The organism is Terrihabitans aquatilis (assembly GCF_052542005.1).
The window spans coordinates 267970-292931 of sequence record NZ_JBOCUO010000003.1; the positions used below are offsets into that span (position 1 = coordinate 267970).

The 24962-nt window shown below is 66.5% G+C and carries 24 protein-coding genes; 7 read left to right on the plus strand and 17 right to left on the minus strand.

All coding sequences use genetic code 11. From position 1 onward, the window contains the following. Nucleotides 1-46: 46 nt before the first annotated feature. The 8 genes from ACQ6S1_RS12225 to ACQ6S1_RS12260 form a co-directional block, all read right to left on the minus strand. Entirely contained in the window at nucleotides 47-1195 is a 1149-nt protein-coding gene (locus tag ACQ6S1_RS12225; RefSeq protein WP_445041491.1) for an ABC transporter ATP-binding protein, read from the minus strand. Between the two features lie 435 nt (nucleotides 1196-1630). After that, the gene (locus ACQ6S1_RS12230) at nucleotides 1631-2578 is read right to left on the minus strand and encodes a lactate/malate family dehydrogenase (protein ID WP_445041492.1); all 948 of its coding nucleotides are present in this window, start codon (nucleotides 2576-2578) and stop codon (nucleotides 1631-1633) included. A 72-nt stretch (nucleotides 2579-2650) separates the two neighbouring features. Then, entirely contained in the window at nucleotides 2651-3076 is a 426-nt protein-coding gene (locus ACQ6S1_RS12235; protein WP_445041493.1) for a GlcG/HbpS family heme-binding protein, read from the minus strand. 255 nt (nucleotides 3077-3331) lie between these two features. Continuing rightward, the gene (locus ACQ6S1_RS12240; RefSeq protein ID WP_445041494.1) at nucleotides 3332-3895 is read right to left on the minus strand and encodes an NUDIX hydrolase; all 564 of its coding nucleotides are present in this window, start codon (nucleotides 3893-3895) and stop codon (nucleotides 3332-3334) included. Nucleotides 3896-3919: 24 nt separating this feature from the next. After that, nucleotides 3920-4408: a DUF983 domain-containing protein gene (locus tag ACQ6S1_RS12245; protein WP_445041495.1), complete on the minus strand. Its 489-nt coding sequence runs from the start codon at nucleotides 4406-4408 to the stop codon at nucleotides 3920-3922. 154 nt (nucleotides 4409-4562) lie between these two features. Further along, nucleotides 4563-6725 carry a putative bifunctional diguanylate cyclase/phosphodiesterase gene (locus ACQ6S1_RS12250; protein ID WP_445041496.1) on the minus strand — a complete coding sequence of 721 codons (2163 nt, stop codon included), beginning with the start codon at nucleotides 6723-6725 and terminating at the stop codon, nucleotides 4563-4565. A gap of 131 nt (nucleotides 6726-6856) precedes the next feature. After that, the gene (locus ACQ6S1_RS12255; protein WP_445041497.1) at nucleotides 6857-7813 is read right to left on the minus strand and encodes a 2-hydroxyacid dehydrogenase; all 957 of its coding nucleotides are present in this window, start codon (nucleotides 7811-7813) and stop codon (nucleotides 6857-6859) included. A 17-nt stretch (nucleotides 7814-7830) separates the two neighbouring features. Beyond that, on the minus strand, nucleotides 7831-9711 hold the full coding sequence (locus ACQ6S1_RS12260; protein WP_445041498.1) for a DEAD/DEAH box helicase: 1881 nt from the start codon (nucleotides 9709-9711) through the stop codon (nucleotides 7831-7833). 178 nt (nucleotides 9712-9889) lie between these two features. On the opposite strand from ACQ6S1_RS12260, the gene ACQ6S1_RS12265 reads away from it, so the two are divergent. Next, nucleotides 9890-10303 (plus strand): DUF6481 family protein, encoded by a 414-nt coding sequence (locus ACQ6S1_RS12265; protein WP_445041499.1) that lies wholly within the window; start codon nucleotides 9890-9892, stop codon nucleotides 10301-10303. A gap of 110 nt (nucleotides 10304-10413) precedes the next feature. After that, nucleotides 10414-11661: an Hsp70 family protein gene (locus tag ACQ6S1_RS12270; RefSeq protein ID WP_445041500.1), complete on the plus strand. Its 1248-nt coding sequence runs from the start codon at nucleotides 10414-10416 to the stop codon at nucleotides 11659-11661. Nucleotides 11662-11667: 6 nt separating this feature from the next. Here the strand turns inward: ACQ6S1_RS12270 and ACQ6S1_RS12275 are convergent, their stop codons facing one another. Together ACQ6S1_RS12275 and ACQ6S1_RS12280 are read right to left on the minus strand one after the other, a co-directional pair. Then, entirely contained in the window at nucleotides 11668-12807 is a 1140-nt protein-coding gene (locus ACQ6S1_RS12275; RefSeq protein WP_445041501.1) for a glycosyltransferase, read from the minus strand. 108 nt (nucleotides 12808-12915) lie between these two features. Further along, a complete protein-coding gene (locus ACQ6S1_RS12280; RefSeq protein WP_445041502.1) occupies nucleotides 12916-14100 on the minus strand; it encodes an MFS transporter in 1185 nt (394 codons plus the stop codon). Nucleotides 14101-14186: 86 nt separating this feature from the next. Here ACQ6S1_RS12280 and ACQ6S1_RS12285 point away from each other — a divergent pair, with 86 nt between their 5' ends. Continuing rightward, nucleotides 14187-15065, plus strand: coding sequence for a LysR family transcriptional regulator (locus tag ACQ6S1_RS12285; protein ID WP_445041503.1), 879 nt, complete (start codon nucleotides 14187-14189; stop codon nucleotides 15063-15065). Here ACQ6S1_RS12285 and ACQ6S1_RS12290 read toward each other — a convergent pair whose 3' ends face one another. Beyond that, on the minus strand, nucleotides 15066-16670 hold the full coding sequence (locus ACQ6S1_RS12290) for a peptide chain release factor 3 (RefSeq protein ID WP_445041504.1): 1605 nt from the start codon (nucleotides 16668-16670) through the stop codon (nucleotides 15066-15068). Nucleotides 16671-16752: 82 nt separating this feature from the next. Here ACQ6S1_RS12290 and ACQ6S1_RS12295 point away from each other — a divergent pair, with 82 nt between their 5' ends. Continuing rightward, the gene (locus ACQ6S1_RS12295; RefSeq protein ID WP_445041505.1) at nucleotides 16753-17769 is read left to right on the plus strand and encodes an NAD(P)H-binding protein; all 1017 of its coding nucleotides are present in this window, start codon (nucleotides 16753-16755) and stop codon (nucleotides 17767-17769) included. 6 nt (nucleotides 17770-17775) lie between these two features. On the opposite strand, the gene ACQ6S1_RS12300 is transcribed toward ACQ6S1_RS12295, so the two are convergent. The 4 genes from ACQ6S1_RS12300 to cysQ all read right to left on the minus strand — a co-directional run bounded on the left by ACQ6S1_RS12300 (nucleotide 17776) and on the right by cysQ (nucleotide 21234). Then, on the minus strand, nucleotides 17776-18555 hold the full coding sequence (locus ACQ6S1_RS12300; protein ID WP_445041506.1) for an extensin-like domain-containing protein: 780 nt from the start codon (nucleotides 18553-18555) through the stop codon (nucleotides 17776-17778). A 155-nt stretch (nucleotides 18556-18710) separates the two neighbouring features. Next, the gene (locus tag ACQ6S1_RS12305) at nucleotides 18711-19649 is read right to left on the minus strand and encodes a coiled-coil domain-containing protein (protein WP_445041507.1); all 939 of its coding nucleotides are present in this window, start codon (nucleotides 19647-19649) and stop codon (nucleotides 18711-18713) included. A gap of 98 nt (nucleotides 19650-19747) precedes the next feature. Then, entirely contained in the window at nucleotides 19748-20335 is a 588-nt protein-coding gene (locus tag ACQ6S1_RS12310) for a DUF1134 domain-containing protein (RefSeq protein WP_445041508.1), read from the minus strand. Nucleotides 20336-20418: 83 nt separating this feature from the next. Beyond that, complete coding sequence (gene cysQ / locus ACQ6S1_RS12315) at nucleotides 20419-21234, minus strand: 3'(2'),5'-bisphosphate nucleotidase CysQ (protein WP_445041509.1); 816 nt, start codon at nucleotides 21232-21234, stop codon at nucleotides 20419-20421. 160 nt (nucleotides 21235-21394) lie between these two features. Between cysQ and chpT the strand changes: the two genes are divergently transcribed. Together chpT and ACQ6S1_RS12325 are read left to right on the plus strand one after the other, a co-directional pair. After that, the gene (gene chpT, locus ACQ6S1_RS12320) at nucleotides 21395-22048 is read left to right on the plus strand and encodes a histidine phosphotransferase ChpT (protein WP_445041510.1); all 654 of its coding nucleotides are present in this window, start codon (nucleotides 21395-21397) and stop codon (nucleotides 22046-22048) included. Between the two features lie 151 nt (nucleotides 22049-22199). Next, nucleotides 22200-22565 (plus strand): response regulator, encoded by a 366-nt coding sequence (locus ACQ6S1_RS12325; RefSeq protein WP_445041511.1) that lies wholly within the window; start codon nucleotides 22200-22202, stop codon nucleotides 22563-22565. A 51-nt stretch (nucleotides 22566-22616) separates the two neighbouring features. On the opposite strand, the gene ctrA is transcribed toward ACQ6S1_RS12325, so the two are convergent. Further along, a complete protein-coding gene (gene ctrA / locus ACQ6S1_RS12330; RefSeq protein ID WP_445041512.1) occupies nucleotides 22617-23315 on the minus strand; it encodes a response regulator transcription factor CtrA in 699 nt (232 codons plus the stop codon). Between the two features lie 492 nt (nucleotides 23316-23807). Between ctrA and ACQ6S1_RS12335 the strand changes: the two genes are divergently transcribed. Continuing rightward, a complete protein-coding gene (locus ACQ6S1_RS12335) occupies nucleotides 23808-24200 on the plus strand; it encodes a flagellar export protein FliJ (RefSeq protein WP_445042016.1) in 393 nt (130 codons plus the stop codon). 266 nt (nucleotides 24201-24466) lie between these two features. On the opposite strand, the gene sciP is transcribed toward ACQ6S1_RS12335, so the two are convergent. Next, nucleotides 24467-24745: a CtrA inhibitor SciP gene (gene sciP / locus ACQ6S1_RS12340; protein ID WP_445042017.1), complete on the minus strand. Its 279-nt coding sequence runs from the start codon at nucleotides 24743-24745 to the stop codon at nucleotides 24467-24469. Nucleotides 24746-24962 lie beyond the last annotated feature (217 nt).

Consider the following 24962-nt stretch of genomic DNA (forward strand, 5'->3'; position numbering starts at 1 on the left):
CGCGAACGCGTTTCCACCTCCGCTTCCATGGGAAGGCTGGCGACGCTCATGCCGCCGCCCGCTGGCTGGTCTCGCCGCTGATCCGCAGGCCGTCCGCGCCGAAGAGATGGGCGCGCCGGGAAACGAAGCCGAGCGAGGCGATCCCCTCCGCATTCACCGGCAGGTCCTCGCCGGCCGCGAGCCGCAGAACGAGCTTCGACGTGTCGCCGCCCAGCAAGTCGAACGTCACGTAGCGGTCCGCGCCGTGCAGCTCGCTGCGGACGAGGCGTGCGGAAATCCCGTCGTTCACGAAGCGGAAATCCTCCGGCCGGATGCCGAGCGTCGCCGCTCCCGCATGGCGCGCATCCACATGGATGTCCTGCGCCTGGCCCAGCACCCGCACATGGCCCGCGGGCCCGATCTCGGCCGGCAGCAGGTTGATGGCCGGCGTGCCGATGAAGCGCGCGACGCCCAGGGAGGCGGGGCTCTCGTAAAGTTCCGTCGGCGTGCCGAGCTGCAGGATGCGCCCGCCATCCATCAGGGCGATGCGGTCCGACATGGTCATCGCCTCGATCTGGTCGTGCGTGACGTACACGAACGTCGCGCCCAGCCTTTTGTGCAGCAGCGCCAACTCCTCGCGCATATGGGCGCGCAGCTTGGCGTCGAGGTTCGAAAGCGGCTCGTCCATCAGGAAGGCGGCCGGTTCGCGCACCAGCGCACGGGCCAGCGCCACGCGCTGGCGCTGCCCGCCGGAAAGCTCGGCCGGGCGCCGGTCGAGAAGGGGCGTGATGTGCAGAACCTGCGCGGCCTGCTCGACCGCCCGGTCGATGTCCGCCCGCGTCCCGGACAGGCCGGGCACCATCCGCCCGACCAGCGGCAGGCGTGCGGTGAGGGGCAGCCGGCGCATGCGCAGCGGCGTCGCAATGTTCTGCCGCACGCTCATATGCGGATAGAGCGCGTAGGACTGGAAAACCATCGCGAGGTTGCGGTCGCTCGGATGGCGATGGGTGACATCCTCCCCGCCGATCGAGACGGTGCCGCGATCGGGCGTCTCAAGCCCGGCGATGATCCTCAGCAGAGTGGATTTTCCGCAGCCCGACATCCCCACCAGCGACAGGAATTCGCCGGCACGGATCGACAGATCGATGCCCTTCAGCACGTCGTCCGCGCCGAAGCTCTTGCCGATCCCGGCCAGCTCCAACGATTGAGGCGTCATATTCGCGGCTCCCTTAGCTAGGAGCAGCGATATCGGCAGGACTCGCGACGTCGGAATGACATCTGGATTGCAATTGGATGACGGAACGATTCCGCTCGAAATCCGTAAGTTCTCGATTATTGCAGATCCAAGACCAACCCAAATATCGGCGCGTTCGCGAGAGCAATCCTGGAAATGGAGCGGCCTTCCCTTATGCGCGTGCAGAACGCGAATACATTTCTATCTGGTTGAATTGCGTATCGCTGGACCGGAGAAGCCTGAAGGCCGGCTTGATCTCAGCTGAATTATTCCCGCGTGGCGCATGAATCTGCAAATTTATATTCACGGAAATTGGCCGGCCATCGGCGGCAGGCGGGGCTAAGCCTTTCGTCGCGAGCTCATCAAAAAAGCCCCGGCGAATGGCCGGGGCTTCACAATTGGTCCACGCGTCAGGCGTCAGGCGGTCGCCGCTGCGAGATAGGGCTCCACCGTTTCCCGCAGGCGGGCCGCGCAGCGCTCCAGCGCCGCATTCTCCTCGTCCGACATCTCGGGCACCAGCACGTCGGCCACGCCCTGCCGCCCCACCACGCTGGGGAAGGAGAGGGTCACGCCGAATTTCGCCAGGTGCGAGCCAACCGGCAGCACGATGCGCTCATCGCGCAGGATCACCTCGGCCAGCCGTGCGGCCACGATGCCGATGCCGTACTGGCTCGCGCCCAATCCCTCGATGATGGAGATGTTGGCGAAGCGAACGTCGTTCTCCACCTGCTGGCGGAAGGCGGTGCGGTCGATGTTGCGCTCGGCCAGGATATCCAGCACGGGCGTCGCGCCGACGCGGGCCGACGACCACAGCAGCACGCTGTTGGTGCCGTGCTCGCCCACCACATAGGCGTCCACCGCGTTCGGGTTCATGTCCAGCCGGCCGGCCAGATGCACCCGGAAGCGCAGCGTGTCGAGCGCGGTGCTGCTGCTCAGCACGCGGTCGTGGCCGGCATGGCGCCGGGCGATCTCGACAAGCGGCTCCGGCGGATTGGTGGCGATCAGGATCACCGCCTCGGGCGCGGCGTCCACGATGCGCGGAATGATGGCGGCGAAGATCTCGGCGTTGGTCTTCAGCAGGCGCAGGCGGCCCAGGGGGTCGCTGCGGTCGGTCGCGCCGCCGGCCTTCTCGTTGATGCCGGCCGCCACGATCACGAGGCCCGCGCCCTTGAGGTCGCCATAGCCGCCCTTGCGCACCCGCGTCGAGGATACGAGCGGCATGCCGTAGATCATGTCGGTGGCGAGGCCCTTGGCGCGCGCTTCATTGGTGTCGATCAGCACCACGTCCTGCGCCACGCTGCGCAGCGTCAGGGTCATCGCGATCGAGGCGCCGACCGCGCCCACTCCAACAATGCCAACTTTCACGATGAGCCCTCCAGGCAGGTTGAGGCGGCCATCGGCCGGCCGCCGAAAGAGATGTCGGTCAGGTGCGGGCTCTCAGCCCGCATCGGCCGTCAGGCCCACGCCTTCGATCGCGGCCTTGGCGGACGCCTCGTCATTGTCCGAGGTGTCGCCGCTGATGCCGAGCGCGCCCAGCAATTCGCCCTCGGCCGAGCGGATCAGCACGCCGCCGGGCACGGGCACGATGCGGCCCTGCGCCAGCGTGTTCACGGCGTCGACGAAGTAGGCCTGGTCCTTGGCGCGTTCGAAGATCGCTCGCGAGCCCATGCCCAGCGCCAGCGCGCCATAAGCCTTGCCGTGGGCCACTTCGGCGCGCAGCAGGCTGGCATTGTCCTGCACCGCGCTCGCGCGCAGGCAGCCACGGGCGTCCAGAACGATGATGGCGATGGGCTTCAGGCCGCGGGTTTCGGCCTGTTCCAGAGCGCCATCGACGAGGCGGCGAGCGATGTCCAATGTCAGCAAGGAGAAACCTCTTAAAATGAATTCAGACTGCGACAACATGCCTGCCCAAAATCGAGCATGCAATGGCCGAAATACCTGAAAAGGGGCATGAAAACCGCCTTAGGCACATTTCTGTCTTCAAAATGAATTCATAATGCGAGAAATAAAGGTCAGATATGCATCTAATGCATGCTGCGACGTTTGCCCCAGCGCTGCATGCTGACTCGGCTCTCAACTCGATTGGGGAAAAGCACGTCGATCCGGTGGTCTCGCCGTTCAGGCGAACAGATCGGGCCGGCGCGTCATGAGAGCGAGCGTCAGCACCAGGGTCTTCATGTCGCCGGTTTCCCCGGACGCGGGCAGGGTGGCCAGCTCCCGCAGCGGAACCTCCACGATCGAGATGCGCTCGTTCTCGCTCGCCACGCCGCCGCCCGGCCCCACCCGGTCGTCCGGGATGAAGGCCGCGAGGTACAGGCTCATCCGCTCGGTCGATATGCCGGGCATCGACCAGACATCGGCCACATGCTCGATCGCGCCAAGCCGCAGGCCCAGTTCCTCCAGCGCCTCCGCCCGCGCCGAATCCTCGGCGCTTCCATGGTCGGCGATCCCCGCCGGCACTTCGAGAACGTCCGTCTGCCCGGAGGCGTAGAGCACGGGCGCCCGCATCTGCCGCACCAGCAGCGCGGTCTTGCGCACGGAATCGTAGGGCAGCACCGCCACGGCCGGGCCGTGGTCTTCGATCTCTCGGCCGAAACTCGTCCCGTCCGCCAGCCGCAGCCGTGCGATCAGCAGGCGGCACCAGCCGTCATGCACAATGCGGGTGTCGAGGATTTCGGCCATGTCGTCATCCTCCGGCGTAGGGTTTCAGGCGTCGGCCTTCGCGTCCTTCACGGCCGTCACCGTCCCGGTGTCCGGGTCGAGGTAGATCAGGCGGCCTTCCTGCGCCTTGAAGAAGAACTGGCTCGCCACCAGCCAACCCTTAAGCGGCCGCAGCGGCAGCAGGCATGCCAGCAGCATGAAGGGCACGGTGATGGCGGCGTTCTGCCAATAGGGCAGGTTGTAGGCCACTTCGAGATACACACCGAGAAAGGCCGGCGGCACGCAGAAGAACATCATCACGAAGAAGGCCGGCCCGTCGGCGGGGTCGGCGAACGAATAATCGAGGCCGCACACCTCGCATTTGCGGGCCAGCTTGATGAAATGGTCGGCAAACAGATGGCCCTGGCCGCAACGCGGGCAGCGGCCGCGCACGCCGGTGTGCAGCGGCGACAGGCGCGGCCATTCGCGGTCCGGGCTGTCCTCGATGATGACCGGCTTTTCCTCGCCGCCGGAAAGGGCGTCCGTTTGCGTCATGCCGAAATTCCAAATCCTCGTCTGTCGCGCACCGCGCCAGTATAGCCGGCTCCGGCGACAATGGGCGGAAACAACGGCCGCAGCGACGTAATGCCCTTCACCGTGGGGGAAGGTTCGGCGAAGCCGGCACCTTGTTGCCGGCCGAAGATGGAGCCTACGCCACCTGCGGCCATTCAAGGAGACGGCGCCCGAATTGCTCGGCATCCATCGGGCGGCCATAGAGATAGCCCTGGCCGATCGTGCAGCCGGCGGCCACCAGCGCGTCGTGCTGGGTGAGCGATTCCACGCCCTCTGCCACCACAGAATAGCCGAAGCTGTCGGCCAGATCGATCACCGCCTGCACCACGGCGGCGTCGCCCCGTGCCCGGCACATGCCGTCCACAAATTCCCGGTCGATCTTCAGCTTCGACAGAGGAAACAGCTTGAGCTGGCTGAGCGAGGCGAAGCCCGTTCCGAAATCGTCGAAGGCCAGCGAGATCGCGCGGTCGGCCAGTTCGCGCAGCGTTTCCCGCATGCTCTCCTGATGCCGCAGCACGATGTTCTCGGTGATCTCGATCTCCAGGCCATCGTCGGGCAGGCCCGCTTGCGCCAACGCCCCGTCCACCACCTCGATCAGATCGCCGCGCGCGAACTGCGCACCGAACAGATTGACCGCGACGCGGAAATCTTTGACCCCCATGGCACGCCATGCGGCCGCCTGGCGGCAGGCGGTCCGGATCGCCCAATTGCCGACATCCCCGGCAATCGAGAGGCCGTCCAGCACGTGGATGAACGCCCCCGGCGTCATCAGACCATGCACCGGGTGGCGCCAGCGCAGCAGCGCCTCCGCGCCGACGATGCGGTTGTCGGAGAGGCGGACCTGCGGCTGATAGAACAGCTCGAACTGGTCGCGCTCCAGCGCCTGCGCCAGCTGCTCCTCCAGGATCTGGCGCTCGCGTGCCGCGTCCCGCATCTCGGGATGGAACACGCGGCACGCGGGTCCCGACATCCGTTTCGCTTCCAGCAGCGCGAGATCGACATTGCTGAGCAGCCCTTCGGCCGATTCCCCGTGCTGGGGCAGCAGGGCAATACCGATGGAGGCAGACAGCCGCGCCGAGCGTCCGCCCTTGTTGATGGGGCTGCGGACGGCAGCCAGAAGCCGTTCGCCCAGCGCCCGCAGGGCATGGGGGTCGGCCTCGCCGTCCGCAAGCACGATGAATTCATCGCCCCCGATGCGGGCCACCATCTGCTCGTCGGGCACCGCCTGGCGCAGGCGGTCCGCCACTTCGCGCAGCACCTGGTCGCCCCAATCATGGCCCTGCAGATCGTTGATCGCCTTGAACCCGGAAAGGTCGAGCAGCAGCACGCCGGCATTCGTCCCGTGAGCGATCGTTTCCTGCAGCCGGTTGAACAGGGCTGCGCGGTTGGGCAGGTCGGTCAGCGCGTCGCGATGGGCGAGGCGGCTCAGGCGGTCCTCGTTTTCGCGGCGCCAGGTGATGTCGCGCATGATGGCGCCGAAGCCCGGGCCGTCATTGTCGTTCCACATCGACAGCGAAAGCTCGATCGGGAAGGTGCGCCCGTTCTTGTGCATCGCCGTCAGTTCGATGGTCTTGCCGATCAGGGTCGGCTTCGCCCCGGCCGCCACGCGCGCAATGCCGCGGTCGTGCCCGCCTCGGCTTCCGGGAGGAACGATGATGTCGATCGTGCCGCCCACGGCTTCCTGCGCGGAAAAGCCGAACAAGGTCTCGGCCGCACTGTTCCAGAAAGTCACCGTCCCGTTGTGGTCCGCACAGACGATGGCGTCGGGTGAGGTCGAAGAGATGTTGGCGAACCGTGAGGTGGAGATCGCCTGTTCCAGACGCAGGCGGCGCATTTCCAGGCGGTCCATCACCAGCCCGGCCAGGCCCACCAGCATCTCGGCCTTTTCCCGGGTGAAGTCGTCGCGCGGCACAACGTCGATGACGCACAGGCTGCCGATCGGCTGGCCGTCGGGCGTGATCAATGGTGCGCCGGCGTAGAAGCGGATGAAGGGCGGGCCGGTCACGAGCGCGTTGCTGGCGAAGCGCGGGTCTTTCGTAGCGTCGGGCACCAGCAGCACGCCTGTGCCCACGATGGCATGGGCGCAGAAAGACACGTCGCGGCCCGTCTCGCAGGCGTCGAAGCCGATCCGGGCCTTGAAGAATTGCCGCGTGTTCTCGATCAGCGAGATAAGTGAGGTCGGAACCTGGAATATCTGGGAGGCAAGCCGGACGAGGTGGTCGAATTCCTCTTCCGGCGCCGTGTCCATCAAGGCGTAGGAGCCGAGAGCCTCCAGCCGGGCCTGCTCGTCTCTGGGCATAGGGTAGGAACGCGTTAGGACCATGGCACCACCGGATGACGGGCAAAATTACCCGTTCCCGCTTACATTGCCCTTCATTATTGCGTTCAATTTGTAACTAATACGTGCTCAGCTTTAGCATTCGCGCCGACTTAGCGCTGGGGTGGCCAGGGCGTTTCCGGCACGGGCGTCTCGGGCGCGCGGCCCTCCGCCCAGGCGATGAGATTGTCCACCATCAGCTGCGCCATCGCATCGCGCGTCGCGGTGGAGGCCGAGGCCACGTGCGGCAGAAGCACCGTGTTGTCGAGGGCCAGCAGCGCGTCCGGCACGTTCGGCTCATGCTCGAACACGTCGAGCCCGGCCGCCAGGATCGTCCCGTTCTGCAAGGCCGTGATGAGCGCCTTCTCATCCACGCAGGAACCGCGCCCCACATTGATGAAGATGCCGTTCGGCCCCAGCGCCTCGAAGATCTCCTCGCCCACCATGTGCTGGGTCGCCGCCCCGCCCGGCATGACGGAGATCAGGATGTCGACGCTGCGCGCCATCTCGATGGAGGATTCGAAATAGGTGTAGTCCACATCCGCCTGCCGGCGGCGGCCATGATAGGCGATCGGCAGATCGAAGCCTTCGCAGCGTTTGGCGATGGCCTTGCCGATGCGGCCGAGGCCGATAATGCCCACGGTCCGCCCGCGCAGGGTCGCCGTCAGGCGGAACGGGCCGGACGGCCAATGCCCCTCGCGCAGATGGCGCTCGGCGCGCGGGATGTCGCGCACCGTGGCCAGCAGCAGGCCGAGGGTGAGGTCGGCCACTTCCTCGGTCAGCACGTCGGGCGTGTTCGTCACCACCACGCCGCGCTCCGCCGCTGCCGGGGCGTCGATACCGTCATAGCCCACGCTGGAGGTCGAGATGATCGCCAGTTCCGGCAGCCGTTCCATGAAGGCCCGGTCCACCTTGCCGCCAAAGCCCGCCAGCGCCCGCACCCGCGGCGCGAGTTCGGAGAGCGCCGCCTCGTCCAGCTCCCACAGGCGGTGCACGTTGAAATGCCCCGTCAGAGCGCCTTCCACGAAGTCGCGCACGCGATTGATCATCAGCAGGTCGGGTTTGCTCATGGCTCGCTCCTCGGAGTTCAGCGGCGGGGCGCCTTCGGCTTGGGGCCGGGGCGCTTCGGTGCGCCCGGCTTCGGACGGTCGTGCTTGGGCCCGTCATGCCGGGGGCCATCATGCCTCGGCTTTTCGCGGCGTTCGGGGCGCGCCTCCTCGGCGTGGCGCGCATGCTTCTGCGTGCGCGGACCGGGCTTCTGCGGCGGGCGGCGCGGCGTCTCGGCCCGTCCCTGCTCGCCCCGTCCCTGCTCGCCCTGACCCCGATCGCTCTGGCCCCGCTCGGGCGCACCCGAGATCGGTGCGATCTCGATGTCGTCCTCGCCCATCTTGCGCACGGCGTGTGCGAAGCGCTGTGCCGCGCCGGCCGAAACCTCGAACTTGGTCTCGCGCTCGAAGATGCGGATCGCGCCCACTTCCTGGCGGGTGATGTTGCCACGACGGCAGATCAGGGGCAGCAGCCAGCGTGCATCCGCATTGTCGCGACGGCCCACGCGCATCGCGAACCACGAACTGCCGGCAAAGGCTTCCGCCCGGCTGGACTGCGCCTCGCGCGGTCCCCGCTCGCCGGGCGCGCTGCGGCTGTCGCGGCGCTCGCCGGGGTCGAACACCTCTTCCGGGGCGGGCAGGCGCGAGCGCCAGATCCGCACGAGCGCGGCGGCGATGTCTTCCGGCGAACGGTCGGCCAGCAGCGCGCGCGCCATCTCGACGTCCTCCTCAGACGTCTCCTCGCTCAGCAGCGGGTCGGCAATGAGCCGTTTCTGGTCGAGCGCGCGGATCTCCTCGGCGGTCGGCGGGCCGCTCCACACGGGCACCACGCCCGCGCCGGCCATCAGGCTCTCGGCGCGGCGGCGGCGCGACAGCGGCACCAGGATCGCGCTGATGCCCTTGTTGCCCGCGCGCCCGGTGCGTCCGCTGCGGTGCTGCAGCACTTCGGGGTCGTGCGGCAGCTCGGCGTGGATCACGAGGCCCACGCCCGGCAGATCGATGCCGCGCGCCGCCACGTCCGTCGCCACGCAGATGCGCGCGCGTCCGTCACGCAGGGCCTGGAGCGCGTGGTTGCGCTCGTTCTGGCTCATTTCGCCCGACAGGCCCACCACCGAGAAGCCGCGCTCGAACAAGGCCGCGTGCAGATGCTTCACGGAAGCGCGCGTGTTGGCGAACACGATCGACACCGGCGCGTCGGTCAGGCGCAGCAGGTTCACCACCGTATGCTCGACCTCGGTCGGCACGATGCGGATGGCGCGATATTCGATGTCGGCATGGCCGCCCCGGTCGCCGGCCACCTCGATGCGCAGCGCCTCGCGCTGGTAGCGCTTGGCCATGGTCGCGATGGTGCGCGGCATGGTGGCCGAGAACAGCAGCGTGCGGCGCTCGCGCGGCGTGGTCTCAAGGATGAATTCGAGGTCTTCCCGGAAGCCGAGGTCGAGCATCTCGTCGGCCTCGTCCAGCACCACGGCGCGCAGGTGCGAGACGTCGAGCCCGCCGCGCTCGATATGGTCGCGCAGGCGGCCGGGCGTACCCACCACGATGTGCGCGCCGCCCGCCAGTCGGCGGCGTTCCGTCTTGGGGTCCATGCCGCCGACGCAGGTTGCGATGCGTGAGCCGGCGTCCGCGTAGAGCCATTCCAGCTCGCGCGCCACCTGAAGGGCGAGTTCGCGGGTCGGCGCCACGATCAGCGCCAGCGGTTCGGCGGCATAGGGCAGCCGCTCCGCCTCGGCGTCGAGCAGCGTGTCGCCGAGCGCGAGGCCGTAGGCCACCGTCTTGCCGGAGCCGGTCTGCGCCGAAACGAGAATGTCGCGTCCGCGCGCATCGTTATCGAGTACGGCGGCCTGCACCGGCGTGGGGTCGGAATAGCCGTGGTTCGCCAACGCATGGGCGAGGGCGGGATGAGTCGAGGGAAATGCCATATTCGAGCCGAGATTACCGTTCTGTAGGGCCGTAGCCCTCGAAATTTGAGTCAAGACACGTTATGTCACGGCCCTGATCGTGAATCGGAGTGGTGAAACAGCCGCTTCGCGAGGGGCGGGATCAAATCCGCGATCTCCTTAGCACGGCATACGTCAACATTCGCAGCTGGAATTCAACTTGGCCAAAGTAACCGATACATTTGCTGACCGTCAGAGTGCCGCCGCAGAAGCCCGCAAGGCGCTGCTGGACAAGTTCAAGAAGCGTCCCACCGAGGACGATCCCGAAATGCAGAAGAAGCTCGCCGAGCGCCGCGCCGTCGCGGAAGCCCGCGAGAAGCGTGAGGCCGAGAAGGCCGCCAAGCGCGCCGAAGAGCAGCGCCTGATCGAAGAGCAGCGCGCCCGCGAGCGTGCCGAGCGTGAGGCCCAGCTCGAACTCGAGCGTCAGGCCGCCGAGGAAGCCGCCGCCGCCGAGGCGAAGGCCAAGGAATCCTCGCTCGCCTCCATGGCCGCGCGTGTGATGGCCGATGAGGCCACGCTCAAGGCCAAGCGCGATGCGCGCTACGCCGCCCGCAAGGCACGCGGCCGGGGCTGAGCGCTCCTCTCCGGCACGTCCGGGCGGGATCAGAGAACAGAACGAACCGTGCGGACCCGGATGACACCGGGGCCGACGGGCTTTTTTGTGCGCGAACAAAGGCAACCGCGATGACCGCCTGCGGCCTCGATTTCGGAACCTCCAACACCACGCTCGGCATCACGCCGGGCGCGGCGCCGCATCTGCTCGCGCTGGAGGGTGCCCATCTCACCGTGCCGAGCGCCATCTTCTACAGCCCGGTGCACGCGCCCGTCATCGGACGCGCCGCCATCGACGCCTATGTCGAGGGGCAGGAGGGCCGGCTGTTCCGCAGCATCAAATCCGTTCTCGGTTCCTCGCTGCTCGACGAGATGGCCCAGATCGGTCGCCAGCGTGCGCCGTTCCGGCAGGTCATCGTGGATTTCCTGCGCCACGTGAAGGTGCGGGCCGAGCACGCCGCTGGTGGCGAGGTCACGCAGGTCGTCCACGGTCGCCCGGTCCATTTTGTCGACGACAATCCGGACGGCGATGCCCGCGCTGAAACCGCCCTTAGCGAGATCGCGGGCGAGGTCGGCTTCCGCGACGTGCTGTTCCAGTACGAGCCGATCGCCGCCGCGCTCGATTACGAGCGCCAGGTCGATCACGAGGAACTGGCCCTGATCGCCGACATCGGCGGCGGAACGTCCGACTTTTCCATCGTCCGCCTCGGCCCCGAGCGCCGCAACCTGCCCGACCGCGCGGCCGATATCCTGGCCAATGACGGCGTGCGCATTGGCGGCACGGATTTCGACCGGCACCTGTCGCTGCGTCAGGTCATGCCGCTTCTGGGCTATGGCAGCGCCATGAAGCGCGCCGATCTCGACGTGCCGTCGAGCTATTTCCACGATCTCGCCTCGTGGCACAGCATCAACCGGCTTTACGATCCGAAGCGGCTCACCGAGATCCGTCAGGTCCAGCGCGAGGCGCGCGATCCCGATCGCCTGGAACGCCTCGTCACCGTCATCGAGGAGCGGCGCGGCCATACGCTCGCGGGCGAGGTCGAGCGTGCCAAGATCGCGCTGACCGATGCGCCGCAGGCCGAGATTCCCATGAACTGGATCGAGCGCGGTCTCGATGTCGCCTTCAGCCGCGACGAATTGTTCGAAAACACCGCCGAGCTTGCCGGCCGAATCGGTGCCCGCATCGCGCGCTGCCTCGCCCAGGCCGGCATCACCGCCGCCGATGTCGATGCGCTGTTCCTGACAGGCGGCTCGACGCGCCTCGCCCATGTCCGCAGCGCCATCGTGGCCGGCGTGCCGGATGCCCGCATCGTCGAGGGCGATATCTTCGGCTCGGTCGGTCTCGGCCTGACGATCGACGCCTCCCGCCGCTTCGCCTGAGCAGGTTCAGGCGGCCGAGGGCGTCTCCTTCAGGCTGTTCTTCTTCACCTGTATCGCCTGGTCGTGCCACACCACCGTGCCGCCAACCCAGCCGCCGATCCACAAGGCCGGCAGCAAGGCGTCGCGCATGATGAGCGCGAACGGCGTGCGCCAACTCACATGCCAGCCCGCACGGCGCGCCAACAGCATTTCGGTGGCGTGGAACAGCACCATCACGATCAGCGCGCCCGCCACAGCCGCCTCCGCGCTCGCGGTGGAGGCGGCCAGCGCCGCGATCGCCATGGGCACGGCCGCGCCGGTCAGGATCTCGGGTGCGTAGACGGGGGCGAAGGTTACGCGGCGCAGGCGCGCCCAGCGCAATTGCCGCAGCCACACCTGCCTGGCCGATCGCGCGCCCAGCGGCTGCTCGAACGCGGTGTCGGCCAGATGCACGCGAAAACCCGCCCGGCGGACGATCTTGGTCGCCGCCGCATCCTCGGCGATGTCCGCGGCCAGCGCCCGGATGCCGCCATGCGCCTCCAGCAGCGCGCGCCGCCACAGCATGCTCTTGCCTTGCGCGAAGCCGATGCCGAGGCTTTCGGCGGTGTATTGCCAGCGTGCCTGCAGCGTGTTGAGGAACGTGCATTCCACCTCCGCCCAGAAATTCTGCGGCTGCGAGCCCAGCGGCGGCGAGCAGACGAGGCCGGTGTCCGCGCGCCACGACGCCATCAGGCGCTGGATGTAGTCCGGCGGCATCAGCACGTTGGAATCGGCCAGCACGATCCAGTCGTGCCGCGCCGCGTCCCAGCCCTTCACGCAATTGTTGAGCTTCGGGTTGGCGCTGATCGGGTCGTCGCCGGTCAGGATGCGCGCCGGCACGCCGGGATTGGCGGCGATCGCGCGCTCCACCAGCCCGATGATGGGGTCGTCGGCCCGCGCCACGCAGAAGATCAGTTCATAATCCGGATAATCGAGGCCGAAGGCCGCGTTCAGCGTATCGCGCGAGAAGGTCTCGATGCCCCGCAGCGGAACCACCACGCTGACCGGCCCGGCGCGGCGGGAGGTGCCGAGCGAGCGGCTTTGTCGATGGAGCCGCCAATCGGCCAGCGACACGCTGAGGATCTGACCGAGGACGAGAAGCACGCAGGCAACCAGCGCCACACTCACCGTGAGCTCCATCCGGAACGAGGAGCGGCCCCTGCCGCCCGCATATTGAATCGTGTTCCAAAACGAGACGATACGCAATCGCGGATGCAGTCTTGATGACAGCCTGGTTCAGGCCGGCTCCGCTTTGCTGCCGGGCAGGAACAGAACGCCGATCGCCAGCACGCACAGCAAGGCCCCCGTGCCGCACACGCCGAGCCAGCCCCACAAATGCCAGGCCTGCGCGCCGAAGGCCGACCCCAGGGCGCCGCCGGTGAAGCGGATGCACATATAGAGCGTGTTGGTGCGGCTCATGCCTTCCGGGTTCACGCCCATATTGCGCGTCATGTTGGAGACGTGTCCGGCCTGCATTGCGAGGTCGAGCACGATGACGCCGAGCGCGAGCCCCCACAGCGACCCGCCGAAGCCCGCGAAGATGGCGAAGCCCACCACATTGACGATGCTCGCGGCCAGCACGGCGATGCGAGGGCTCTGCCGGTCGGCCAGCTTGCCGGCATAGGAGGCAACGCTCGCCCCCAGCACGCCCACCAGCCCGAACAACCCCGCGACATCGCTGCCATATTGCTGCGGCATTGCGTGGAGGTGGAAGGCAAGGGTGGTCCAGAACGCGCTGAAGGCGCCGAAATGCAGCGCCCCGATGGCCGAGGTTTCCCGCACCACGCGTTCCGTCCGCAGCATCGTCCACAGCGAGGCCATCAGGCTGCCATAGCTGCCCCGAAAGGCCGGCTCGTCCTTCGGCAGCCGCGCATGCAGGATCAGCACCAGCGCCACCATGATCAGCGTGGCGATGACATACATCGTCCGCCAGCCGAAATGCGCGCCCACGAAGCCCGACACGGTGCGCGACAGCAGGATACCGCACAACAGGCCGAACATCACCGTGCCCACCGCATGTCCGCGCTGCGTCGGCCCCGCGAGATGCGCGGCGAACGGCGTCAGCAATTGCGGCACGATGCTGGTGAAGCCGACGAGGAAGGCCGCCACGCTGAGCCACGCGAGCGATGGAGCCAGCGCCATGGCGAGCAGGGCGAAGGCCGAAGCCACCAGCATGATGCGGATCAGCTTGCGGCGTTCGATCTTGTCGCCCAGCGGCACGAACACCAGAAGCCCCAGCGCATAGCCCGCCTGCGTCAGCACCGCGATCGGCCCGGCCGCCGCTTCCGCCACGCCGAACGTCTTGGCGAATTCCACCAGAAGCGGCTGGTTGTAATAATTGTTGGCGACCACGAGCCCGGTCGCGGCGGCCATGATCCAGAGCGTGCCGCGGTCGAGGGATGTGGAAGCGGTGTGTGTCATGCCCGGCATATCGTCAGGTTGCGGGCGCGGCGTAAATCCGCTCCTGTCGCAAGCCTGCTTTCATTTTTTGCAAGGATCGATGGCGAATGGACCGGCTGCAAGCCATGAGCGTCTTTGTCCGTGCGCTCGACAACGGCTCCCTGTCGGCGGCCGCGCGGACCATGGGTCTGACGCTGCCCGCCGCAAGCCGCAAGCTCGCGGCGCTGGAAGAGCATCTCGGCACCCGCCTCCTGACGCGCACCAGCCGCCGCCTCGCGCCGACCGAGGAGGGGCTCATCTTCTACGAGAAAGCGCGGCAGATCCTGGCCGAGATGGAGGAGGCGGAGGCCAGTCTCGGGGCGAACAGAACGGGTGTCGGCGGCCGCCTCAGCATCAGCGCGCCGACGCTCGTCGGCCGGCTGCGCGTGGCGCCGCTGTTGCCGGATTTCCTGAGCCGTTATCCCGATGTGTCGATCGATCTCACGCTCGTCGACCGCACCGTGAATCTGGCCGAGGAGGGGCTCGATCTCGCCATCCGGGTCGGAGAGCTTCCCGATTCCGACCTGATCGCCCGCCGGCTGGGCGAGGTTCGTCGTGTCGTATGTGCCTCGCCCGACTATCTGGCCCGCAAAGGCACCCCCCAGGTCCCGGACGATCTCGCCGGCCATGATTGCCTCGTGTTCGCCGATGCGCGAGGGGATGCCGACTGGCGCTTCGAACAGGGCGGAACGCGGCGCGTGCCCATCCCCGGCCGCCTGCGAACCAACAATCTCGATGCTTTGGTTTCGGGGGCCTTGGGCGGCGCGGGCATCGCGCGCGTCCCGGGCTGGCAGGTCGCCGGTCACATGGCGGCGGGCCGCCTCGTGCGGCTGCTCGCCGCATATGAGCGTCCGGCGGTGCCGATCCACGCGGTCTTCGCGCACCGCAGGCTGCTGGCCCCGCGCGTGCGCGCCTTCGTCGAATTCCTCGTCGAGCGCTGGGCCTGATCAGCCGCGCTCGCGGGTATCCACGAAACTCAGGGAGGGCCAGTCCTGCCGCGCCTGATCCAGCGCCCAGGAATTGCGGGCCATGAACACGAGCGCCCCGTCGCGGTCCTCGGCCAGCGAGGAGCGGTTGCTCTCCTGGAAGCGCTCGACATCGGCCTTCTCCCCCGTCACCCAGCGCGCCGTCACATAGGGCGCCGCCTCGTAGCGGATCGGCACGTTGTATTCCTTGTCCATGCGCGAGGCGAGCACGTCGAGCTGCAGCGGCCCCACCACGCCCACGATGAATTGCGCGCCGATCAGCGGGCGGAACACCTGCGTCACGCCCTCCTCGGCCATGTCCTGCAAGGCGCGGGTCAGCTGCTTGGCCTTCATGGGGTCTTCCAGCATCACCCGGCGCAGGATTTCCGGCGCGAAGTTGGGAATGCCCTCGAAACGCAGGGGCTCGCCCTCGGTCAGGGTGTCGCCCACCCGCAGCATGCCATGGTTGGGGATGCCGATGATATCGCCCGGCAAGGCCTCGTCCGCCGTCTCGCGTTCCTGCGCGAAGAAGAAGATCGGCGCGGCGATGGTCACCATGCGGTTCTCGCGCACGTGGAACACCTTCATGCCGCGCCGGAATTTGCCCGAGCACAGCCGCACGAAGGCCACGCGGTCGCGGTGGTTGGGGTCCATGTTCGCCTGCACCTTGAACACGAAGCCCGTCACCGGGTTTTCCGAGGCCGAGACCTCGCGTGCCGAGGCCGGGCGCGTGGTCGGCGGCGGCGCGAAATGCGCGAGCGCCGCCAGCAGCCGGTCGGTGCCGAATTCCTTCAGCGCGCTGCCGAAGAACACTGGCGAGAGGTGCCCTTCGAGGAAGCTCTGCAGATCGAACCGGGGCAGGGCGCTTTCCGCCAGTTCCAGCCCTTCCATCGTCGGGCCCAGAATGTGGGGCTCGATGCCCGCGCTCTTTTCCAGCTCGGCCGGGTCGGAAAACGCCACTTCCGTCACCTGCGCGCCGCCGCGCTGGTCGGGCAGCAGCGCGCGCTTGCCGTCGATGTCGATCAGCCCGCGAAAATCGGTGCCGAGCCCGATCGGCCAGGTCATCGGGGCGAGGTCGAGTGCCAGCCCGGTCGCGATCTCGTCCAGCAATTCCAGCGGGTCCAGGCCCTCGCGGTCCACCTTGTTGATGAAGGTGATGATCGGGATGTCGCGCAGCCGGCACACCTCGAACAGCTTGCGCGTCTGCGCCTCGATGCCCTTCGCCGCGTCGATCACCATGATGGCGGCGTCGACGGCCGAAAGCGTGCGGTAGGTGTCTTCCGAGAAGTCCGAATGGCCCGGCGTGTCGAGCAGGTTGAACGTGATGCCGTCGCGTTCGAACGTCATCACCGAGGACGTGACGGAAATGCCGCGCGATTGCTCGATGTCCATCCAGTCCGAGCGCGCCCGCCGTCGCTCGCCGCGCGCCTTCACGCTGCCCGCCGCCCGAATGGCGCCGCCGGCCAGGAGCAGCTTTTCCGTCAGCGTGGTCTTGCCGGCGTCCGGATGCGAAATGATAGCGAAGGTCCGCCGCGAGGCATAGGGCGCGGGCGCGGTCTTCGAGCTGGCAAGGTCGAGTGCGGTCATGGCCGCTGTCTTTAGTCCAGAATTCCGGGGTTGTCCGCCCCATCCGGGCGTGCACCATCAATAATGGTGAGCGGAAGGCAGGATGGCAAAACACGCACTCATCATCGGGGGAACGGGGCAGATCGGCCGCGCCATCGCCGCCGAGCTCCTCGATGCCGGATGGCAGGTTACGATCTCGGCGCGGGGCCGCCGTGCCCAGCCGGACGATCTCACGCGGCTCGGCGCGCGTCTCATGACCATCGACCGCGATCAGCCCGGCGCGCTCGCGAAAGCCGTCGGGGAAGGGGCCGATGCCGTCATCGACGTGGTGGCCTTCGATGAGGCGCACGCCCGCCAGCTCCTGGAAATTCAGGATGCGGTCGGACAATTCGTCGTCGTCTCCTCGTCGGGCGTCTATCGGGACCATTCCGGCCGTTCGCTCGATGATGCGGAGGTGAGGGGCTTCCCCGAACTTCCCGATCCCATTTCCGAAACGCAGCCAATCGTCGAACCCGGCCCGGCCACCTATGCCACCCGCAAGGCCGCGCTTGAGCGCACGCTGCTCGATCATTCCCGAAAACCGGTCACGATCTTGAGGCCCGGCGCGGTTCACGGCACCCATTCCACCCATCCGCGCGAATATTGGCTCGTGCGCCGCATGCAGGACGGGCGGCCCTTCATCCCCCTGGCCTTCAATGGCGAAAGTCGCTTCCACACAAGCGCGGCCGCCAACATCGCGGCGCTCGCAAAGGCCGTTCTGGACCAGCCCGCCAGCCGCGTTCTCAACGTCGCCGATCCGCAGGCGCCTTCCGCCTTCGAGATCGCCACGCTCATCGCGGCCCACATGAATTATCGCGGCGAAATAATTCGTCTGGGTGCGAATGCCGATCCCGAAATCGGCCGCTCGCCTTGGTCCGTGCCAGGCCCCTTCGTCCTCGACATGCGGGCCGCCGAGGCCTTGGGCTATCGGCCGATCACCACCTATGCCGAGGCTGTTGGCCCGATCTGCGGCTGGTTGGCCCGTCAGGAACCCTCGGGCTGGCGCGAGGCCTTCCCGGTCTTGGCCGCCTATCCCTGGCCGCTGTTCGATTACGCCGCGGAGGACCGCGCGCGGCCCTGACTCACCTCAATGGCAATAGGTGGTGTTGCCCTTCTTGCCGCGTTTGATCGTGTCGAGATGGAAATGGGTGGCGTGGTAGGTGTCCGAGCCCGGCCCCAGCACGGTGGTGAACGGCCCGCAGGCCTTGGCCCGGATGTCCAGCATGAAGGTCAGGCCCGGCTCGGTCGTCGCGCCCACGGGGATCGATTTGCCGGATTTGGTCTGGAAGGCGCCGATGTCGATCGCATTGGCGCGGGCGTGCTCGCTCAGCTTCGCGCCCTTCACGCGGTTGCGGCCCCGGCACGCATAGCCGTTGGTGGACTGGAACGCCTTCAGCGTCTCGCCCAGATGTTTCTGCGCGGCAGGCTGCACGCTTTCCTTCACCCATTTCAGGGTGGCCGCCGCCACCGCGCAGCGCATCACCACGGGCTGCTCCAGCTCCACCCGCTCGCCGCCCTTGGGCGTCAGCGCGATGAGGCTGATGGGGAAGGGTGCGCCGCATTGCCCTTCGGTGATGGCCGGCAGCGGCTTGAACTCCACCTCGCCGCCGGCCTTGAGCGCCTCGCATTCCGGGTCGCTCAAGGCGGCGGTTTCCTCGGCCGGCTTCGGCGGCGCGGGCGCTTTCGGGTCGGCGGTCGGCGGTTCGGCCATCGTCTTCTGTTCGGGCGGCGCCTCGGCGTGCAGGGGCGGTTTCTCCTTCGCCGTTTCGGCCTCGGGCTTTGGCTCGGGCACGGGAACCTCCGCCGTCTCTTCCTTCTTCGGGCTCAGCTCTGCTGGCCGGGGCGTCGGCAGCGGAACGTTTTTCAAGCGCCGTTCTTTCCGCACCTGCGGCTTGGCGAGGGAAGGCGGCGCCCCGAGACTCGTGGCGAAAGCCATGCAGAGAATGGCGAGGAAAACGCGGGAATATTGCTGCACGAGGAGACAATTCCCCAGAGCGCGATGGGTTCGCGCGGCCCTTCGCCTCAATTGCGCGACGTGCCGGCGGGCTGCGCCGCGCGCTTGCGGCTCGCCGTGCGTCCGCCGCCGGAAGGCTTGGCGGGTTCGGGCGCGGGTTCCGCCTTGGCCCCGGCCACGCGGGCGAGGTCGCGGCCGAGCTTTTCGATCTGCTGGCGCAGCAGCGCCATGTCCTCGGGGCTGGCCGCCGGCCGGGTCGCAGCCGGCGTCCGGTCGCGGCCGGCGGTTTCAAGCTGAGTCAGCGCCTGCGACAACCGGCTTTCGGTCTCCACCAGGCGGGCGTTGAACCGCTCCGCGCGTTCCACTTCCTGCTGGCGGGCCGCCAGCGCATTGGCCAGATCGGTCTGGGCGCGCGCGGCTTCGGCCTGTGCCTGCGCCAATTGCCGTTCGAGGTCGCCCGAGGAACGCTGAAGATTGGCGAACCGGGCGGAGGCTTCCGCCAGCTCGGCGCGGCGCTGATCGGCCAGCTCCATCAGCTCGCCGCGATCGCCCTGCCAGCGTTGCATGTCGCGTTTCGTGTTGGCGAAATTGCGCTCGGCTTCCGCCAGCTTTTCGCGAACCACATCGTGTTCGGCTTTCAGGCGGTCGATTTCCTCGCGTGCGGCGGTCTCGCGGGCCTGGCTGTCGGTCAGCTTCGCGCGGTCGGCGGCGATCGCGGTCTTCATCTCCGCGATGCGCACGTCGCGTTCGCCCACGGCGGCCATGCTGGCGCCCATCCGCTCGCGCATCAGATTGGATTGCCGCTCGAGCCGGCGATATTCCACGGCCTGCTCCGCGCGCAGCAGATCGCGCGACGCGACGATCTCCTCGCGCGACAGCGGCAGCCGCCGCATGATGCGGTGCGTGGTGATGCGCACGGCACGGTTCCACAGCGCGCGTCCGAAGAACAAGGCGAGCAGGCTTGCCGTCAGAAAGCCGAGCGCGGCGTACAGGAGCGGCTCGACCATTCGAAGCCTTCATTCCCTATGATGAGGCCGCCTTCATGCCATGCGGCGCGGGCAAGAGCCAGTGTTTCCGGCAGAGCTGCGGACAAACGCCCGAAGGCTCAGAAGGGGTTCCAGGTCGAATTCGGCGTGAACTTCAGATAGCCGATGTTGACGCCGAACCGCGCGCCGACGCCGGACTTGATCGGAACCAGCACCACATCGCCGGCCGCAAGCCCCGTCATGCCGAACCCGCCGACGAGATAGGCCGAGCCGTTGATGCCGGCGAAGCGGCGGAACAGGCTGTCCGGTCCGGGCAGATTGTAGACCAGGATCATGGTCCGCGCGCCTTCGCCGCCGAAATCGAAGCCGAGCGAGGGGCCCTGCCAGTACACGCGGCGCTCGCCGCCGAACTTCATGTACAGCTTGCCTTCGCCATAGCGCACCCCGGCGCCGATCGCGCCCGAGCCCTCCTGGCCGAGAATGTAGCCGTTCGGCTGGCCCCATTGGCTGCCCGCCCGCTGCACGAGGGTTGCGAGCTCGCGCGACACCACGCCGAAGAATTTGTGGCCCTGCTGGACGATCTCGTCGGCCGAATAGGTGCCGGCACGGCCCGAGGGTTCGTATTGCGCGGCGGCCGGAAGCGCGGCCGTCAGCATGAAGGCCGCGAAGGCGCAGATGAATCGGATGGATCGCGCGAAGTTCGTCATGATGCCCCAGTCCCTGTGCGCCAGCCCGGCGCTGCGAATCGCTTTGGCAGCATCGCCTGCAAAAATGTCTTTGCGAAGGCCATTCAGCGCGGCGGATATCCCCAGGCCACGAACGGACCGTTGCGGAAGCCCGTTTCCACCTTGCCGTAGCGGATCGCATCGCCCTCCGGGGTCAGCACCGCGCCGCCGGCCGCCGCGATCAGGGCGTGGCCCGCCGCGAGGTCCCATTCCATGGTCGGTCCGAAGCGTGGATAGATGTCGGCCGCCCCCTCCGCCAGCATCGCGAACTTGATGGCCGAGCCGATGCGCACCCGCTCCGCGATGCCGAGGCGGTCGAGAAAGGCTTCCGTCGTCGCATCGTTGTGGCCGCGGCTCGTCAGCGCCACCGGCGCATCATCGGCAGTGCGGGTGCGGATCGGCACATATCGGCACACCACCGGCGCATGGATCGGCACATCCATCGGCACATCGTCGGCCCGGGCCGCGCCCGTTCCTTCCGCCCCCCAATAGATGCGGGCAAGGGCGGGTGCATGAAGCACGCCCAGCACCGGCCGCCCACCGGAAACCAGCCCGATATTGACCGTGTATTCCGGCCGCCCCGCCAAAAATTCCCGCGTTCCGTCAAGGGGATCGACCACGAGGAAGGTGTCGCCGATATCGGGGATCTCGGCCCGCGAGGCGCTTTCCTCCGCCAGAACCGGGATGCCGGGCAGAAGCCGCGCCAGCCCCTCCAGAAGATGCGCCTCCGCCCTGATGTCGGCATTGGTCACGGGCGAAAAATCGCCCTTCTCGGCAATGGTCAGCTCCGTGCGCGCCACGTCCAGGATCAGGCGCCCCGCCTGCGCCGCCAGAGCGGAGAGGTCGATGGCGAGCGTTCGGAGATCGTTCGGCAGGGGCACGTCGCGGAGGTTCCTGTGGAGAGAGGCGCCCGATCGCCTCGGATGAAAGCGCTTTGGCGGGAAAGGTGGTTAATCGTCTTGAGGCGAATCCCTGTGAAGGGTATCAGGCAAGATCGCTCTCGGCGCGCCGAAACCGATGCCGCGTCAGTCAGGAACAGAAATGACCGCGCCCGTCGATCTTCATGCCCTCGATCTCGCCGCCCTGATTTCCAGCCGGCTCTGTCACGATGTCATCAGCCCCGTCGGGGCCATCGTCAACGGCCTGGAAGTCCTGGAGGAGGAGAAGGACCCGCAGATGCGGGAATTCGCGCTCGATCTCGTCCGCAAGAGCGCGGCCCAGGCCTCCGCCCGCCTGCAATTCGCCCGTCTCGCCTATGGCGCAGCCGGTTCGGCAGGCGCGATGATCGATCTTGCCGATGCTGAAAACGTCGCTCGCGGTTTCCTGCGCGACAGCAAGGCCGAGCTGAAATGGGCCGCGCCCCGCGCCCTTTTGCCGAAGAACAAGGTCAAGCTCCTGCTCAATCTGCTCGTCATCGCCAATTCCACGATCCCGCGCGGCGGCGTCATCGACGTGGCCGTTGAGGGAGTGGAGCCGGATACGTTGTTCCGTATCGGGACAACCGGGCCCATGGCGCGCATCCCGGCCAACATTCCGGAGCTGATTGCCGGCACGCCGCCCGACAATCACGTCGATGCGCACGTCATCCAGCCCTTTTTTACCGGCCTTGTCGCCCGCACCGCCGAAATGAGCGTGGACATGAGCCTGGAGAACGATCAGGTCACGATCCTCGCCCGCTCGGGCAGCCCGGTCTGAAAAAACTTTCGGCCACAGCCACATACCTCAAATGCGTATGGCCGCGTTCACCCCTTGGTGAAACGTCGCATCTCATGTTGAATGCACCGAAAATCGTCCCGAAGCGGGACGCGGTGTAAGCGGCGCTCGCCGTTCCGGGGAGGGGGCGCGCATGAGAACCTGTCTTGTGGTGGATGATTCGAGCGTGATCCGGAAGGTCGCGCGCCGCATCCTCGAGAACCAGCATATCCGTGTCAGCGAAGCGGAAAATGGCCAGCAGGCGATGGAAATCTGCCGGCAATGGATGCCCGACAGCATCTTCGTCGATTGCAGCATGCCCGTGATGGACGGGCTGGATTTCCTCAAGGAATTGCGGGCGACGGAAGAGGGCAGGGCGCCCAAGATTGTCTTCTGCACCGTGGAGCATGACGTGGCGCAGATCGCCGTGGCCCTGCGGTCAGGGGCGGACGCCTACATCGTCAAGCCGTTCGACCGTGAGACGCTGGAAGCCAAATTCCAGGAAATCGGTCTTCTCTGAAACGAAAAAACCCCGCCGAAGCGGGGCTTTTCTTGTGGCGATGGGCTGCCGTCAGGCGCTCGCGCGCAGATCTTCCGGCGGCTCGCGAAGCACGTAACCGCGCCCCCACACCGTCTCGATGTAATTCTTGCCGTCGGTTGCCGAGGCCAGCTTCTTGCGCAGCTTGCAGATGAAGACGTCGATGATCTTCAGCTCCGGCTCGTCCATGCCGCCGTAAAGGTGGTTGAGGAACATTTCCTTGGTCAGCGTTGTGCCCTTGCGCAGGCTCAGGAGCTCCAGCATCTGGTACTCCTTGCCGGTGAGGTGAACGCGATTTCCGCCGACTTCGACCGTCTTTGTATCGAGGTTCACCACGAGATCGCCGGTGTTGATCACCGACTGGGCATGGCCCTTCGAACGCCGCACGATGGCGTGGATGCGGGCGACCAATTCGTCCTTATGGAAGGGCTTCGTGATGTAATCGTCGGCGCCGAAGCCGAGGCCGCGAACCTTGTCCTCGATGCTGGCGAGGCCGGAAAGGATCAGGATGGGCGTCTTGATTTTCGAAACCCGAAGCTGACGGAGAACCTCGTAACCCGACATGTCGGGGAGGTTCAGATCCAGCAGGATGATGTCGTAATCATACAGCTTGCCGAGGTCGACACCCTCTTCGCCGAGATCGGTCGTGTAGACGTTAAAGCTCTCCGACTTGAGCATCAATTCGATGCTCTGCGCCGTCGCGCTGTCGTCCTCGATCAGAAGCACGCGCATTCTTTGCCCTCCACGCTCCAGCGGTGCCGCGTCGCGGCGCGAAGCCGGGACCATTCCCAATCGTTTAAGAACGCTAACTCAGAATGGTTAACAGAGTTTGATTCTGTTCATCAAGCTGTGTCTTCAAGAAAATGAAAAAGCCATAATCCATTGATTTAAAACGAAAAAAGGCCTCAACACTTTCTCAACCAAAACATGAAGTTCATCCCCTAAGGGATTCATCGGACTCCAAGGTTCCAGTTCATCGGGGAACGTTCCGCAGCCCCGACAGATCCACATGATTAATCAGCGGAGTAAACGAACCGTTAGCGTCGCCGCTTTCGGTTTCCTTTTTCGCAACACGTATGAATGAACCGTTCCCGGGGCAGGGCAGGCTGGCGCGGCCGTTGTAAGGAACGAGCAATCTGAATGCGGCAAAATGGTGGGCAGTTGAATCAGATTGTCGATCCGGACGAAACCGGATCCTAACCGGCTGATGTCATGAACGAGAGTATGAAACCGCGCGACACCATGATCCGCCTGAAGCGTTTTCAGGTCGACGACCGCCGCCGCCAGCTGGCGCAGATCGAAGCCATGATGGCCGAGTTCACGCGCATGGCCGGAGAACTCGACCGTGAAATTCATGCGGAGGAAGGCCGGGCGGGCATCAAGGACGTCAACCACTTCGCGTATCCCACCTACGCCCGGGCGGCCGCGCAGCGTCGCGACAATCTTCTTCGCTCGGCCGATGAACTGAAGGGACAGCTCGAAGAGGCTCAGGGCGCCTTGGCGGAAGCCGAGGACGAGCTGAAGAAGATGGAAATGATGGGCGAGCGCGATCTGCGCAGCGGTCGTGCCGGCGAAGAAGCCGCCACCGGTGAGGCCCATCCCCGCCGCGCCAGCTGATGTCTCGGGGATTCCCCCCGAGACATCACGGAAGAACCTTCCCGAAATTTTCGGGCATGATCCGGGCCTGTTGGCCCTGCCTGTCGAAGGCTCCGCGTCCGCTCCATGAGGTGGCGCGGTCAGATCCCACCGACATTCTGAAGTTTGTCCCCCGAACGGGGGAGGCGTTGGCCCGCGCCTGAGGCCAAAAGAAAATCGGCACGCCTTGGCGTGCCGATCTCGTAAAAACAAAGTAAAAATGAATGGAATGTAAAGGCTGCGAAAATTCAGCCTACCCGGTATTGCTGGATCCGTGTGGTCCGCAAACCGGCCAATCCATGCCGGTCGATCGATGCCTGCCACGCCAGGAATTCCTCGACCGTGAGAGTGTAGCGACTGCACGCTTCCTCAAGGCTGAGAAGGCCGCCGCGGACGGCGGCCACCACTTCCGCCTTGCGGCGAATGACCCAGCGCTTGGTGGTCGGCGGGGGCAGATCAGCAACAGTTAACGGGCTGCCATCCGGGCCGATAACATATTTTACCTTTGCGCGTGGCAGCTCGGTCATCATCTACTCTCAACACATCTGACCATCGATCTTTGCCAATGTAGGTATTGGCATTTAAGATTTGCCTAAGCTGGAACCCTAAAACCGAGCTATCTGTCTGATCGGAGCCGTAAAGATGCCTTTCGGACGGCGCCGGCCGCCTTCACGAGGGTAGAACGACGGCGGTGAACCGCCTACATTGGCGCTTTGTGGGCTTCTGCCGACAAGCATGGACACA

Coding starts and splice junctions, on each gene's coding strand:
- ACQ6S1_RS12250 (WP_445041496.1), bottom strand. CDS start 6,725: ATGCCCAGAGACGAGCAGGCCCGGCTGGAGGCTCTCGGCTCCTACGCC.
- ACQ6S1_RS12255 (WP_445041497.1), bottom strand. CDS start 7,813: ATGAGCAAACCCGACCTGCTGATGATCAATCGCGTGCGCGACTTCGTG.
- chpT (WP_445041510.1), top strand. CDS start 21,395: ATGACCGCGCCCGTCGATCTTCATGCCCTCGATCTCGCCGCCCTGATT.
- ACQ6S1_RS12295 (WP_445041505.1), top strand. CDS start 16,753: ATGGCAAAACACGCACTCATCATCGGGGGAACGGGGCAGATCGGCCGC.
- ACQ6S1_RS12225 (WP_445041491.1), bottom strand. CDS start 1,195: ATGACGCCTCAATCGTTGGAGCTGGCCGGGATCGGCAAGAGCTTCGGC.
- ACQ6S1_RS12325 (WP_445041511.1), top strand. CDS start 22,200: ATGAGAACCTGTCTTGTGGTGGATGATTCGAGCGTGATCCGGAAGGTC.
- sciP (WP_445042017.1), bottom strand. CDS start 24,745: ATGACCGAGCTGCCACGCGCAAAGGTAAAATATGTTATCGGCCCGGAT.
- ACQ6S1_RS12245 (WP_445041495.1), bottom strand. CDS start 4,408: ATGACGCAAACGGACGCCCTTTCCGGCGGCGAGGAAAAGCCGGTCATC.
- ACQ6S1_RS12290 (WP_445041504.1), bottom strand. CDS start 16,670: ATGACCGCACTCGACCTTGCCAGCTCGAAGACCGCGCCCGCGCCCTAT.
- ctrA (WP_445041512.1), bottom strand. CDS start 23,315: ATGCGCGTGCTTCTGATCGAGGACGACAGCGCGACGGCGCAGAGCATC.
- ACQ6S1_RS12260 (WP_445041498.1), bottom strand. CDS start 9,711: ATGGCATTTCCCTCGACTCATCCCGCCCTCGCCCATGCGTTGGCGAAC.
- ACQ6S1_RS12270 (WP_445041500.1), top strand. CDS start 10,414: ATGACCGCCTGCGGCCTCGATTTCGGAACCTCCAACACCACGCTCGGC.
- ACQ6S1_RS12285 (WP_445041503.1), top strand. CDS start 14,187: ATGGACCGGCTGCAAGCCATGAGCGTCTTTGTCCGTGCGCTCGACAAC.
- ACQ6S1_RS12305 (WP_445041507.1), bottom strand. CDS start 19,649: ATGGTCGAGCCGCTCCTGTACGCCGCGCTCGGCTTTCTGACGGCAAGC.
- ACQ6S1_RS12310 (WP_445041508.1), bottom strand. CDS start 20,335: ATGACGAACTTCGCGCGATCCATCCGATTCATCTGCGCCTTCGCGGCC.
- ACQ6S1_RS12280 (WP_445041502.1), bottom strand. CDS start 14,100: ATGACACACACCGCTTCCACATCCCTCGACCGCGGCACGCTCTGGATC.
- ACQ6S1_RS12335 (WP_445042016.1), top strand. CDS start 23,808: ATGAAACCGCGCGACACCATGATCCGCCTGAAGCGTTTTCAGGTCGAC.
- ACQ6S1_RS12240 (WP_445041494.1), bottom strand. CDS start 3,895: ATGGCCGAAATCCTCGACACCCGCATTGTGCATGACGGCTGGTGCCGC.